Source organism: Acinetobacter legionensis (genome assembly GCF_048551735.1).
In the GTDB taxonomy this organism is placed as follows: domain Bacteria; phylum Pseudomonadota; class Gammaproteobacteria; order Pseudomonadales; family Moraxellaceae; genus Acinetobacter.
In genome coordinates, this window is sequence record NZ_JBIMBV010000030.1 from 17,102 (window position 1) to 31,702 (window position 14,601).

Here is a 14,601-nt window from a genome sequence, read left to right on the forward strand (position 1 = left end):
ATTCATGATCTGATCGTTTTTAATGGTATACATGTTAACGATACAGATATGCTTATCAAAATAAGTCATGATGGAAACCCATGATTTCTTTTAAAATGGGCTGATTCAACCAAGATTACTCATCTCAATGCTATGCTCTAACTCTATCCAATTTTGTTTAAAATGACTTGGTTTATTTTTATTCTCGGTGCCATGATTGCCGGATTTGTTCAAGGTCTAACCGGTTTTGCCTTTGCTTTAATTGCGATGTCTTTTTGGATTTGGGTATTACCACCACAGTTGGCAGCACCATTGGTGGTGTTTGCTTCGCTATGGAGTCATATCATTGCATTAGGAAAAGAACAAAAACATCAACTCCCGTTTTCCCTTGTTCTCCCCTATATTATTGCAGGATTGATCGGTGTACCTCTCGGTACCTATCTTTTACACCTCATTGATGGAAATACCTTTAAGACCATTCTTGGGTTATTTTTAGTGATTTGGTGTCCAACCATGTTCTTTGCACCTGTGTTTACTCGTATTCAAGCATTGGGTAAAGTTGCAGATGGAAGCATTGGTTTTATTGGTGGTATTTTAGGTGGTCTCGGCGGTTTTTGTGGTGCAGCACCATCAGCTTGGGTCATGCTTAAAAACCTACCCAAACAACAACAACGTTATATTTTAAGACATTTTAATTTTGCTATTCAATTATTCACAATTATTATTTATCTGTGGCAAGGAATCATCCATAAGATCTATCTCCCCTATTTTGCACTCATCATACTGACAGTGAGTATTCCAGCGCTGATTGGTGCGCAAATGTTTTATAAAATATCAGAAAAACAATTTAAACAATTGGTGCTGAGTTTATTATTCGCCTCAGGTTGTTTCTTATTGCTAACATCATTATTTTAGCAAAATAAAGAGAAAATTGAATGAATTTCACTGGCTATTTATTCAACAACTGGTTGCTAAAATGCAAACAATATCCGATCGGCTCTATTTTTAATACCCGATTCATCCTACAATTCCGCCACTCATTTTTCTTAAATATCTGTGATGAAAAACTCATTTTTGTTAAGTGCCAGTATTCTCTTAACAGGATGTGTACTTGGCACATCTAGTGAAATTAAAACTGCGGAAAAACTACTTAGCCAATTTCAATGTAATAATATTGAAACAGCAGAATTAGCGCATAGTTCAATTAATACTTATCATGAACGCTCACTTGTAGTGAGTAAAGAAAAAGCCACTGAGTACATCGATCGCTATAAATCTGGAGATGAACTATTTAAAATTCCTCTCGACGAAGTTGTTCAACAGCAATACGATATTTATAAAACAGCCTGTGAATCTCTCGGCGGTGTACAACACTCAACAGTAAGCAACGCTAAAAATAAATAAGCCGCTTACTGTTGAATATTGCAAAGCATTATGTTTTAAAATCATAGTGCTTTTATATCTTGGTATTTAAAAAAATAATGTGAAAAAGCATATAGGCTATTCGCCGCTTTTCCACACTACAGTGACTATCATTGTGTTAAATCAGTCTCAAAGATATATAACATATTAATTTTAGGCGTGAGTAAATCGAGTATCTATACTAAATAAATCTGGATGTTTCGGATTGATCTGAGCATAAAATCCCATGATTTCAGCCATGTCCTGTTCATAATTTCCAGTTGGATAAACAATTTTACCAATCCCAGTTTTCTTATTTTTATAATCCATATACGCCAATGCAATAGGTACACCAGCATTAGTGGCGACATGATAAAAGCCTGTTTTCCACTGTTCTTGCTTTGCACGCGTTCCCTCCGGAGTCACCAGCATCACCAATTTAGGGTGGGTCTTAAACAGCTCACTCATCAGTTGAACCATACTTGGACGTTCCTCTCCATCCTGCTTAGGACGGCGATCAATCCCAATTCCGCCCATAGCACGCACAAAAGGTCCAAAAGGCAATTTCATATAGCTGTCTTTAATGGTAATACGTACATGAACGCCCAAAGCTTTCAGCGCTAAACGTGCATATAGTGCATCCCAATTACTAGTATGCGGTGCTGCAATCATGACACATTGGTCGATGTTTAAATCCCAATGGTTATCAATTTGCCATCCCATCCAGCCTAAACTTTGTTCAGCTAATTTTTCAAACACCCAGCACACCAAAATATAAAGAATTTGCGCTGGATTGTAGCAACCAATAGATCAGATAAAAATCCACTTCGTATAAAAAACCAGCAATTAATATATAATTGTATAAAATTAATTCATCGAAAAACTTGTCAGTAAATATTCAGTTTTGATGAAATTCTGCAATGAATTTGCATATATCAATTTTTCGTTTGGTTAAAATAGTTAATCCAATATAATTCACCACAATGATTATCAAAATGAATTTTTTACGGCTGAATATTCACATTTAACTGGTGAAGGACCTGATATTCAATCCAGCTTCCTAGACAAGACACCACTTCAAACAACTGATTGTCTTGTTCTATGCTTTGTTTCAATTGTGTCCCATCTGAAAAGTATAAATTTTGCTAGTCTGAATGATCTCTATATCTTGCTCATAATTTTTTTCGCATTGCAAAATGACATTTTCAATTTTAATTTAATCATTGCTTTTTTGATTGTGGTTTTTTTCATTGTAAATACGAGCAACATATTCAGCCAAATGAGACATAGATTCGACTACTTAAAATAGCACAATAAGAGAAACTCTATAATAGCCTAACTTTTTAACATCGAACTACATTACTCAGCAATTTCTTACATAATTCACATTTCATATCAGGGAGATAATTTATATTCTGGATAAAATCATTCACATATAATTATTTATTCATTTGGGTTATGTTATGAAAAAAACACTCTTCATCATGTCTATTTTAGCGCTGTCATTAAGCGCTTGTTCTAAGCCGACTCATAATGCATCAGAGGATATCAAAGCGACAGCTCAAACACAGGCTGCTGCATCGCATGAAGCAGCAACCCCAACGATTGATTCAGAACACAATGCTCAAAGTAGCTTGGACTGGGCTGGGGAATACAAAGGCTTACTTCCGTGTGCTGATTGCTCAGGAATCAAAACCAAACTCATCCTCAAATCAGATCACACTTATGAACTGACTGAAGAATATGAAGGGGTTAAAGGTGAAGGCAAAGAATTTAAAACTCAAGGTCATTTTAGTTTTGATGAATCTGGATCGATTATCGGTCTAGATAAAAATGCAGATAACCGCAAATACTTTGTTGGCGAAAATATGTTAGAAGCACGTAGTTTTGCAACGGGTGAAAAGATTGAAGGTCCAAATGCTGAACTTTATCAATTAACCAAAGACGTGGAATAATTTTTAAATTATTTCCGAAGAACAGCATAGGGTCTGTTGACAATTCGTCTAGGTTTGCGACTACGTGTGTTTTTTAGGCGATACTAGGCGCGAAATACGAAATTTAGTCATTCTAAATAAGTAGTTCGTAACGACGTAACGGCAAAAAACACACTAGTCCCCGCTGCGCCTTGCGCTGCAAACAAAGCACTGCTTTGTTCTTGCTCAGGGTTGTGGCTAAAATTATCTCAGCCTACGTTATGAAACTCGAAAATAGTCTCGCTATTCTCTTCGTTTCATGCCTTGCCTGCTCAATTTTAACCTACAACGCAAGCCATTTATGAAATGTCTACAGACCCAAATAAAACCTGCTTCAAGCAGGTTTTTTTAAATTTTGGAGCATGCTTTTAACGATGGCCAATCAAATATGCACCAAAGAGCGTAAAGATCCCACCTGAGATACCATCAATCCATCTTGAGGCATTTTGGTAGGCGGCTTTAAAGCTGGGTAATGAAAATACAAAGGCAACAAAGCTAAACCAGATCAGCGTTTCTACGGAAACAATTATAAATAATAATGAATGCACCCCATCTAAATGTGGATTGGCTAAAAACACTGAAAATACACTACCGAAATAAATCACCGCTTTAGGATTTGATAAATTGGTTAAGAAACCTTTAAGAAAGAAACGTAGATTGCTTTGCGGTAACTCAAAATGATGCTGTGACACAGTCTCTTTCTTACTCAAAGCAGATCTAAGCATTTGGTAGCCTAACCAGCACAGATAAATCCCACCAACAACCAACATTACTTGCTTTAACCATGCCATTTTTTCAAAAATGATATTCAACCCAGCCAAAGCTAAAAAAGCCCAAAACATCACCCCTGCGGTAATCCCCAAAACCACAAAAATAGATTGCTTTCTTGAACGGCTAATTGCGGTTTGCGAGACCAGAAAGAAATCAGGGCCTGGTGTAATCAGGGCACAAAAATGAATAAAGATTAACGTACATAATGCGATCAACATGGACCAGATTCCGTTCAGTGAGACAGATTAATATTAGTGTGAAAATTCATGTTTTTCCATCGATATCTGTACATCCATAAAATTCTTTATACTGATCACAATAGTTAAACCACCTAATTATTCATACAAGTAATTTCCATCAATTCATTGATCATCAATGAAGATTATGTTTTTGTAGGAACTTTTAGAAATTATTGATTACTCATTCGTTTTTTACTTTTGAATCATAGATGGTTATTCTACTGCGGGGCGACACGAATATCTCTGTTGGTCGTGAGTACAGGACGTCCCCCTCGCCCATGAGCAAAAACAAAGCATTGCTTTGTTTGCAGCACAAGGTTTGGCATCCCCTACGAAAAGTGAGGCATCGCCTACACAAAGGTATTTAAACTTTGGATATAAAGTTTAACATGACAAACTTTTGATAATTAAACAACTATACCAAGCAACAAGGATATACAGAAAATTTCTCATAAGACTTGATGTCTATAGGATTTATTGTTTTTTCAGTACTGATTAAACTACCTGAATCTTATGACCCGATTACTGTATTGAATTTCATTTTCTCTACCTGCCTTTAAAACTCTCAGTTTTGCCAAACAGCAAGCCAATCAATTTATGGTCATTGAACAAAAGCAATTTAGTAAAGCTCAAATGGTAGTTATCATGTTATTTTCTATTTTTTGGCTCTTGTATTTAATCGACCTATTTCTCAAACCTACATCATTGCAATGAGCCTAAGCTCATTGCAAGCTGTTTAAATTAGACCAAAATATCTCGCTTACCATTTGGTCCTTGTTCACTGACAATACCCTGCTCCTGCATTTGATCAACAATACGGGCGGCACGGTTATAACCTAAGCTAAACTTACGTTGCAGTGAGGATACAGACACTTTTCGTGTTTCTAAGACAAATGAAACACATTGATCATAGAGTGCATCACGGTTCGGATCACCATCACCATCTTCAAAACCACGTGTGGCCGGTTCTTCATCAAACGGCGTAAGAATTTCATCAACATAATTCGGTTCACCACGTTCACGCCATGCGTCACAAATACGGTTGACTTCATCATCGGAAATAAATGCACCATGTACACGCTCAGGATCAATTTTACCCGGACCTAGGAATAACATATCTCCATGACCCAAGAGATCTTCTGCACCACCACCATCCAGAATAGTACGAGAATCAATTTTGCTGTTTACACGTAACGCCACACGAGTCGGAATATTGGCTTTGATCAAACCAGTAATGACATCTACCGATGGACGTTGCGTCGCTAAAAGTAAATGAATTCCTGCTGCACGCGATTTTTGTGCCAGACGGGTAATCATTTCCTCTGCCTTTTTACCCACTTGCATGATCATATCTGCAAATTCATCAGCTACAATCACAATCGAAGGCAATGGTTGCAAACGCGGCGCTCTATCTTGTGTCGCAGAATCACTTGGCTTCCAAGTTGGATCAATGAGATCCTCACCATTTGCAATGGCTTCTTCCACTTTACGGTTATAGTCTGCTAATTTACGGATCTTTAAAAAAGACATCAGCTTATAACGACGTTCCATTTCATTGACACACCAATTCAATGCACTGACAGCATCTTTCATGTCGGTTACAACAGGTGTCAATAAATGAGGAATATCGTTGTAGTTCGCTAATTCCAATTGTTTTGGATCGATCAGAATCAAACGCAATTGATCAGGTGTATATTTCAACAACATCGACAAGATCATTGAGTTTACAGCAACTGATTTACCTGAACCTGTCGTCCCTGCAACCAACATATGCGGGGCTTTACCTAAGTCAGTAATTACAGGATTACCCGAAATATCCTTACCCATTGCCATTGAAAGCAATCCATTTGGATCTTTAAAAACAGGAGTTTCTAGCAGTTCAATCAGGCGTACCATTTCACGGCTGCTATTCGGTACTTCAATCCCGATATAAGGCTTCCCAGGAATCACTTCAACCACACGCACAGATGCCATCGACATAGAACGTGCTAAATCTCGGGAAATATTGGTTACTTTCGAGGCTTTTACACCGGGCGCCAAATCTAACTCAAAACGTGTAACCACTGGCCCAGGTTGGGCTTCGATGACTTTGGCTTTGACATTAAATTCTTGAAGTTTAATTTCTAACAGTTCTGATAAACGTGACAGTTGTTCTGCGGTAAAGTTAACTTTTTTATTTGGATCGACTTTATCCAACAATTCATAACCTGGCAATGTTGGTAAGTCTCGACGCTTATTTGCAACTTGCATTGCACGTGACATCGGACGACCAAATGCATCTGTTAATGGTGCATCTAAGTCAAACTCATCATCCAGCGCTGCCAATTCATTTTCTGACTCATCAAGCGGTTTTCCTGCAGTTTCTTGCCAAGCATCTCTAAATGCATCTTTATCTGCAACAATTAAAGACTTTTCTTCTTCACTGACCAAGGTCGAACTATTTAGATTAGTTTGAATATTGGCACGAGTAAATGGTGTAGATTGAGCATAATTACTGGTTGTGCGAACTTCTGCAGATTGCTGATTTTGTTGGTACGCAGTTGGGCTTTCAGTAAGCTCTTCATCTGCAAGCGATGCAAGCTCATCTAATTCATTGGCTAAATTTTGTATTGCCACCCCTGAACTTGTTGCTGCAGCCACCCCACTCGCAAAGCTTACTCCACCATGAACAGCAGTATCTACATAACCAGATTCCACTTGAGTCTGCGCCGTAGGAGTATTAAATGGGGTATGGATATCTGTGGCTGTTTGTCCATTTGGCACAACTGACAGCAACTCATCAAACACTTGATCATCATCCCAATCAAGCGAAGATTTTTTATTGATCTGCCTATGATCAACAACATGTTGATGCTCGCGTGGTAAATGATCTGCATATTTTTCTTCAGTTTGATCTTCTGAAGCTTTGATCAAGGCATCAATATCACGATTATGGTCTTGATCTTGATGCAAGGCTTTCCATACTTCACCAGATGAAACAGTACGTTGACTGTCTTGTTCTAGACGATGTGCTTTTTCTAAAGTCCGCTCAAATTCCAAATCATCAATATCATCTTGATCAAATTGAACATGATGTTGAGTTTTATTTTCTTGTTCAATCATGTCATCAAATAAGCGTTCAGCTGTTTGATTATGTTTAGTATTTTTAACAATCAAATGCTCTTTTACTGATACCTGATCATCAGCTTCAACGAATTCAGCTTGAGCTGTTATTGGTTCAACCTTATGCGTATGCGCATGATTTTTATTTTTTTGAGGGGATGTCAAATCAAAAGCAGATTCACTTTCAGGAACATTTTTATAAAACAAATCTTGTAAATAAGCAGGTATGGCTTTGAGTGTTGTCCACGTTCTGTTCCATTGAATACCAAATGCTAAGGTAAATAGAACAATGAGCAAGAGCAAAATAAATACAACTGCGCCATAAATACTCATCAGTTGGGAAAGGCTTTCACCGAGCTCATAACCAATGATTCCACCAGAAGCATTGGCTAATGTGTCTGCTGGTACATTCCAAAGCAAATACAATAGGCTTGAGCTCGCAAGCAAAATAAAAAATTGAGCAGCGTAACGAAACGGGCGACTCACAAAACTTCTTGGCCACCACACTTGGACTGCTTCTATAAAAATAAATACAGGAATGAGTAAGCTTGCCCAACCTAAAAAACCAAACAACAAATCAGCAATCCAAGCACCCGCTACACCACTGGCATTTGAAACCTGTTGTGTATCACTCGAAATATGCATCCAGCCTGGATCAAATGGAGTATATGTCACTGTTGCAAGGAACAGATATATCCCAAATGAAATCAAGAATATTGTTGTTAAAAAGCGCTGTGCATAAACATTTGACACCGCAGTCATATACTATCCTGTAACCAATTGTTCAAATTACTCTTTTCTGAAGCTTGATCAGCTTTCTTGAGAGAAGAAATTTTTATATTATGCACCTGTTCTTAAAAAAAAGATGCACTATTATTTACTTGTGTTGTAAAGCATTGTTAGAAATTTAAGCTTTTATTTCGATAAAAATGCTAAACAGTATTATTTGATTATTCTATATAGCTCAATTCGATTTAGATGATCAATATTATCGACATTGAAGCCACACAACTTTGATAAAGTTTCACGTATAATTCAAACAATTTCTATATTTTTCATAAAAAAGGATGACTCATGAGCGCTCGCCACTCTCGGTTAATTATTTTAGGTTCTGGACCTGCTGGTTATAGTGCTGCTGTTTATGCAGCGCGTGCAAATTTAAAACCAACTTTAATTGCTGGTATGCAACTCGGCGGTCAATTAACCACCACGACTGATGTTGAGAACTGGCCTGGTGATGCTGAAGGTTTAACAGGTCCTGCATTAATGGATCGTATGCAAGCGCATGCTGAACGTTTTGGTACTGAAATTTTATATGATCATATCAATGAAGTTGATCTTCAGGTTCGCCCTTTCGTGCTTAAAGGCGATATGGATGAGTACACTTGTGATGCATTAATTATTGCAACAGGTGCAACAGCGCAATATCTAGGACTTGAGTCTGAACAGGCTTATATGGGTCAAGGTGTAAGTGCTTGTGCTACTTGTGATGGTTTCTTCTATAAAAACCAAAAAGTCATGGTTGTGGGTGGTGGTAACACTGCTGTTGAAGAAGCATTATATCTTTCGAACATCGCCTCACACGTGACCTTGGTACACCGTCGTGACAAATTACGTTCTGAAAAAATTCTTCAAGACCATCTCAATGAAAAAGTTAAAGAAGGTAAAATTTCAATCATTTGGAACCATCAAGTTGATGAAGTTTTAGGTGATAGTAACTCTGGTGTAACTTCTGTACGTATTAAGTCTACCCAAGATGATTCAACTCAAGATGTTGACGTATCGGGTATGTTTGTAGCGATTGGTCACAAACCAAATACAGCAATGTTTGAAAATCAACTTGAATTGCGTAATGGCTATATTCAAGTACGTAGCGGTACTGCTGGCAATGCCACAGCGACATCTGTAGCAGGTGTATTTGCTGCGGGTGATGTTGCTGACGATGTTTATCGCCAAGCAATCACATCTGCAGGTTCAGGCTGTATGGCTGCACTTGACGCTGACCGCTATTTAGATGGCTTAGAATAATTGATTTATTTTGTGTAAAAACAAACCGCCTACATGGCGGTTTGTTTATTTTTGATTTATAAATAAACAAGACCAATGACTTTAAATGAATACAAATTATAGGAAAAAACATGACAACAGCATGGACAGATGGCTATCAGACCGAAGTAAATTACACCTATGGTTACTATAGAGACTTAAGCCCGAATTACCAAAAGTTTTGCTTGTTACTCAATGGGGTTGATTGTCCACCTACCAATGAACGCCACAAACATTGTGAACTCGGCTTTGGTCAAGGTGTCAGTCTAAATATTCATGCTGCATCCAGTTTTGGTTTATTTTTCGGTACAGACTTTAACCCTGCTCATGCTGCCCATGCCAATGTCTTGGCTGAACAAAATCAAGTCCCACATCACTTTTATGACGCAAGTTTTGAAGAGTTACTCAACAAAGACTTACCGATGTTTGACTCGATTAGTTTACACGGGATTTGGAGTTGGATTAGCCACGAAAACCAGCATATTATTTTGCAATTTATCCGAAAATTTTTAAGCCCCAATGGGATTGTCTATATTAGCTATAACTGCCTGACAGGTTGGGCTGCCAATATGCCAATCCGCGAGTTATTTCACAGTCATTTTAAATTTAATAGCACCAGTACCAACCCGCTACAAAAAGTAAATGATTCACTTAACTTTAGTGAAGAGCTGTTAGCGCAAAATCCCCTATTTGCTCAGAGAAATCCAAATGCACTCAACAAAGTGCAAGACTTAAAAAAACAAAATCCAAACTATTTGATTCATGAATACCTGAATCAAGACTGGCAGTGTTTCTCTTTTCAACAAGTGGTAAGAATTTTAGAAGAAATTAAACTGACCTACGCAGGTTCAACAGATTTAAATTCGCATCTAGATAATATTAATTTCAGTGAACAACATCAGCAATTTTTAAATACCATTGAACACCCTGTTTTTAAAGAGCAATGCCGTGATTATTTTGCCAATACACAATTTAGAAAAGATTTATATATACGCGGGAAAAACACCTTAACCGCATTAGAAATTCAACATCGCTTGAGAAACACAGCCTTTGTCTTATTAACAGCTCCAGAAAAATTACCAAAAACAATTTCAGGATACTTAGGTGAGTTCGATTTAATCCAAGAGATTTATCAACCACTCGGTGCCTATTTTAAACAATGTGACTATAAGCCACAGACGATTGCAGAACTTGAACAAGCCATCCCTGATATTACCTATTCTAAGTTGCTCAATGCCTTGGTGATTTTATGCCACTTAGGTTTAGCACAACCGTGTCAGGCAGCTTCAAATCAAGATATGGTTGAACATGCTCAGAAATTAAATCGTTATTTCCTTGAGCAAGCTAGCTATCATACCAATTATCAAGTCTTGGCCTGTCCACTAACCGGGATTGGTATTCCAGCCGATCAGTTTACCCAACTCTTCTACCGCGCTCATTTTATCGATGGTTTAGACTCTGCCGCACAATTTGCACAATATGTTTGGGATGTGCTAACCCAATTAGGCTGGTTAGTATTAGATCAACAAGGCAATACTGTTTCAGATCCAAAAACCAGCCTTGAAGTCATTCAAGAGAAAGCTCAATTCTTTCTAGATAGTGATAAACTCAAAATTGCAAAACATTTGAAACTTTTTGCATAGGGTCTGTTTAGACATTTAATCACATGATCAGCTAAGATAAAGCTGATCTTTTTTATTGATGAATTCTCGTGAATCAAATCTCCCCTTCACAATTTATTTTTCCAGATCCAATAGAAGCTGATCCAGATGAACAAGGCTTGATTTGTATAGGCGCAGACTTAGCACCTTCTACATTATATGAAGCCTATACACATGGCTTATTTCCATGGTTTTCCGAAGGTGAGCCAATATGTTGGTGGTGTCCAGAACCTCGTTGCATCATTCGCCCTCAGGATTATCATCCAAGTAAATCACTACTGCGAAATATGAAAAAGTTTGATTATAAAATTACCATCAATCATGCTTTTGAACAGGTCATCCGTTCCTGTTCACTCCCACGTAGCTATGCGGATGAAACCTGGATTTCTGAAGAGATTATTCACGGTTATTGCCAACTGTTTGAGGCTGGCTATGCCTATAGCGTTGAAGTCTGGGATCAAGATAAAATTGTAGGTGGATTGTATGGTGTGACGATTGGGCATGGTTGTTTTGGTGAGTCGATGTTTAGCACTCAAACCGATGTTTCTAAAATGGCTTTTTACACACTGATGTTATTGGGCCGAGAAAATAACTTACCGTGGATTGACTGTCAGTTGGTCAATGATCACTTACTCAGCCTCGGTGCTTGTACACTTTCTCGCCATGAATACCTTAAATCGTTACAAGATGTAATAAAACAACCCTCAATAGATTGGAAAAATTATCAAGAGCGTGTATTTTCAAGTAAAACAATAGCGATTTTATCGCGCTTAATGGAATGAAAATAAAAGGAGGGACATGATTTATGAATTCTTATCATCCTAAGTCCCTATTAAACGACTTACAATACTATATTACGCCACCACATGATTGCAGTTATCTAGAAAATAAATCTGCACGTATGGTGTTTCTCGATCCTGTACATCGTATTGATGTTGTCACACTTTCCGAATTATCGCGTGTAGGTTTTAGACGCAGTGGTGACTTTGTTTATCGCCCTGAATGTCATCTTTGCCGTCAATGTTTATCTTGTCGGGTGCCAGTTGCTGAATTTAAAATGAGCAGTGCTCAAAAAAAAGCATGGAAACGCAATCAAGATTTAACCGTTAAAATTATTTCGACCCAAGAGGCGACACAAACGCATTACCATTTATATGAGCGCTATATTATTGAAAGACATGCTGATGGTGATATGTTCCCACCCAGCTATGACCAATTTGAAAAATTCCTGATCCATAGCTGTACCAACAGCTTTTTCCTTGAACTATGGAAAGATGATCGTTTAATTAGTGTCTCTACCTGCGATCAATTGGATGATGGGGTCTCTGCGGTGTATACCTTCTTTGATCCAAATGAAAGTAAGCGCTCACTGGGAGTTTTTGCGATTCTCAAACAAATTGAATATGTAAAATCGTTGGATTTAGATTTTGTTTACCTCGGGTATTGGGTTCCACATGCTGAAAAAATGAATTACAAATCTCAATATGCACCATTTGAATTATTATTAGATGGGCAATGGCGACGGATCAATCGTCATTTGGAGGCTAAAGAAATTGAAGAATTGGGCGATATGCTGATGACCACCCTGCCTTCAGAATGGAATGAGCCGATTATTAAATAATCGGCTTTCACTGTAAACATTCTATAAATTATTAGAACTTATTTAAATAACTTTGAAAAATCATCACTACAGGATTTGACCATAATAATTGCATGTTCACGGCCACCCTGTTGATTTGGATAATAATTTTTTCTTAAATCAATTTGATGAAAGTTGGCTTTTTCATAAAGCGCAATCGCAGCTTTATTTGACTCACGCACTTCAAGAAAGATTTGTACTGGATTATTTTTTAATAATGCAATTGATTCATCTAACAGTTGATAGCCTAGCCCTTTACCTTGCTGGCTCGGATGAATCGCCATGAGTAATAAATTCGCTTCATCTAAAACAGGTTGCAGAATACAAAAACCCACCACTTGATGGTCTTGTTCAATCACCGTACTTAGATAACTTGTTATGGACTCTTCAAATTGACTTTTTTTCCAAGGATGACTTTGTACCAAGTCTTCAATTTGAGAAACAGTGTGCAGATCTGAAGATTGCATTAAACGAATCATCTGCGTTTATCAACTCAATATAAAAAATGAATTATAAGAAATTAAACCAATAAGTCTAATAAAAAGAGCAACAATTGTTGCTCCTTAATTTAAATACTCACTTTAAAAGCCTTACAGACCCAGTTTCGCTTTCCATGTCTCGAGCAAACTTACAGTATCTAGGTCATTTGGATGGAAACCTGGTTTAAAGTATGCCAACATTTCTTTGGTCATTCCTGTGATAATGCCTTTAGATGGGCTATAAGCATATTTATAAATAATACCGAGCTCTTTTAGGTTGAGCTTTCCATCCTCTTTTAATAAACGCACTACAAAAGATGATTGCGCCATAAAGATCAGTACCATTGCAAAAACTAAAGCTGTGGTACGTAAACCATAAGCTTTGATACCTTTACCAAATACAGCTTCATAAACATCATAAGCTACTGCTTTATGTTCATTTTCTTCCACAGCATGCCAATACCACATATACGACATGGTTGGATCAGTCATTAACTTTTGGATATGTCCATTGACTAAAAGTTGCGAAGCAATTGTTGCAGTAAAATGCTCTAATGCAGTCGTCGCGGTTAAATCCACCATTTCTTGAGTCATACCAAATGGTTTGACTGCACGTGCAAACCATTTACGTGCACCCTGAATTAACACACCTGTTTCACGCTCGTATTTCTCAACATCATGACCAAACTTTTTTGCTGAAGCATTAAAGTTTTCATGCTCTTTGGTATGCATGGCTTCTTGACCAATGAAAGCACTAATCTCTTTTTGTAATGCTTCATTGTCCTTAATCGCAGGGTGATAACGCACCGCACGTACTGAGTCGATGAAAAGTTTTTCGCCATCTGGGAACAATGCTGACAATGCAGTCATGAAATGTGTAATACCCGCCGAACCACTTGCCCAATATTCAGGTACGTCGTCAAAATTAAAATCCATACGACGTACAGGGAAAGATGCACCAGCACGGTTTGAAATATTCACTTTTGCATTCATTGCGATTCCTCCTATTAAGTGAGATTCACTTAAATTCTTTATGTTTGTTTTTCTCTTTCTTTATATTACGTTTTTATGAAAGTTTAATAATTGCAGATTAGGTCACACAAATATCAGTTAAGGACAGCTTTTGATAGGTATTGTCTAACAATTTATAGCTGGGTTTATTTTATCGATAAAAAAAGCGCTCCAAAGGAGCGCTCTTTTTACACAATCAGCGATTATGCAGTTACTTTAGCAACTACACCAGCACCAACTGTACGACCACCTTCACGGATCGCAAAACGTAGACCTGGGTCCATTGCGATTGGGTGGATA

Annotated in this window: 13 protein-coding genes; 7 read left to right on the forward strand and 6 right to left on the reverse strand. The window is 37.6% G+C overall.

Translation table 11 applies throughout. From position 1 onward, the window contains the following. Positions 1–162: 162 nt before the first annotated feature. Together ACG9ZL_RS19670 and ACG9ZL_RS19675 are read left to right on the forward strand one after the other, a co-directional pair. Positions 163–894 carry a sulfite exporter TauE/SafE family protein gene (locus ACG9ZL_RS19670; protein WP_419361369.1) on the forward strand — a complete coding sequence of 244 codons (732 nt, stop codon included), beginning with the start codon at positions 163–165 and terminating at the stop codon, positions 892–894. Between the two features lie 144 nt (positions 895–1,038). Beyond that, a complete protein-coding gene (locus tag ACG9ZL_RS19675) occupies positions 1,039–1,383 on the forward strand; it encodes a hypothetical protein (protein WP_419361372.1) in 345 nt (114 codons plus the stop codon). Between the two features lie 171 nt (positions 1,384–1,554). On the opposite strand, the gene ACG9ZL_RS19680 is transcribed toward ACG9ZL_RS19675, so the two are convergent. Further along, positions 1,555–2,139: a 1-acyl-sn-glycerol-3-phosphate acyltransferase gene (locus tag ACG9ZL_RS19680; protein WP_419328221.1), complete on the reverse strand. Its 585-nt coding sequence runs from the start codon at positions 2,137–2,139 to the stop codon at positions 1,555–1,557. 704 nt (positions 2,140–2,843) lie between these two features. Between ACG9ZL_RS19680 and ACG9ZL_RS19685 the strand changes: the two genes are divergently transcribed. Then, positions 2,844–3,335, forward strand: coding sequence for a copper resistance protein NlpE (locus ACG9ZL_RS19685; protein WP_419361375.1), 492 nt, complete (start codon positions 2,844–2,846; stop codon positions 3,333–3,335). A 386-nt stretch (positions 3,336–3,721) separates the two neighbouring features. Here ACG9ZL_RS19685 and rhtC read toward each other — a convergent pair whose 3' ends face one another. Together rhtC and ACG9ZL_RS19695 are read right to left on the reverse strand one after the other, a co-directional pair. Then, complete coding sequence (rhtC, locus tag ACG9ZL_RS19690) at positions 3,722–4,342, reverse strand: threonine export protein RhtC (RefSeq protein ID WP_151957848.1); 621 nt, start codon at positions 4,340–4,342, stop codon at positions 3,722–3,724. A 762-nt stretch (positions 4,343–5,104) separates the two neighbouring features. Further along, a complete protein-coding gene (locus ACG9ZL_RS19695; protein ID WP_336952046.1) occupies positions 5,105–8,227 on the reverse strand; it encodes a DNA translocase FtsK in 3,123 nt (1,040 codons plus the stop codon). A gap of 312 nt (positions 8,228–8,539) precedes the next feature. Between ACG9ZL_RS19695 and trxB the strand changes: the two genes are divergently transcribed. From trxB to ACG9ZL_RS19715, 4 genes are all read left to right on the forward strand, one after another. Beyond that, positions 8,540–9,493 (forward strand): thioredoxin-disulfide reductase, encoded by a 954-nt coding sequence (gene trxB, locus ACG9ZL_RS19700; RefSeq protein ID WP_004723647.1) that lies wholly within the window; start codon positions 8,540–8,542, stop codon positions 9,491–9,493. A gap of 110 nt (positions 9,494–9,603) precedes the next feature. Beyond that, the gene (locus ACG9ZL_RS19705; protein WP_419361378.1) at positions 9,604–11,154 is read left to right on the forward strand and encodes a methyltransferase regulatory domain-containing protein; all 1,551 of its coding nucleotides are present in this window, start codon (positions 9,604–9,606) and stop codon (positions 11,152–11,154) included. Between the two features lie 68 nt (positions 11,155–11,222). After that, positions 11,223–11,954: a leucyl/phenylalanyl-tRNA--protein transferase gene (aat, locus tag ACG9ZL_RS19710; protein ID WP_336952048.1), complete on the forward strand. Its 732-nt coding sequence runs from the start codon at positions 11,223–11,225 to the stop codon at positions 11,952–11,954. Positions 11,955–11,977: 23 nt separating this feature from the next. Further along, positions 11,978–12,793 (forward strand): arginyltransferase, encoded by an 816-nt coding sequence (locus ACG9ZL_RS19715; protein ID WP_336952049.1) that lies wholly within the window; start codon positions 11,978–11,980, stop codon positions 12,791–12,793. Between the two features lie 38 nt (positions 12,794–12,831). Here ACG9ZL_RS19715 and rimI read toward each other — a convergent pair whose 3' ends face one another. From rimI to ACG9ZL_RS19730, 3 genes are all read right to left on the reverse strand, one after another. Further along, positions 12,832–13,290, reverse strand: a complete 459-nt coding sequence (gene rimI, locus ACG9ZL_RS19720; RefSeq protein ID WP_336952050.1) for a ribosomal protein S18-alanine N-acetyltransferase — start codon at positions 13,288–13,290, stop codon at positions 12,832–12,834. Positions 13,291–13,401: 111 nt separating this feature from the next. Further along, positions 13,402–14,283 carry a metal-dependent hydrolase gene (locus ACG9ZL_RS19725; protein WP_096735010.1) on the reverse strand — a complete coding sequence of 294 codons (882 nt, stop codon included), beginning with the start codon at positions 14,281–14,283 and terminating at the stop codon, positions 13,402–13,404. A gap of 221 nt (positions 14,284–14,504) precedes the next feature. Continuing rightward, a partial coding sequence (locus tag ACG9ZL_RS19730) for an EF-Tu C-terminal domain-related protein (RefSeq protein ID WP_017385214.1) occupies positions 14,505–14,601 on the reverse strand: 97 nt, incomplete at its 5' end.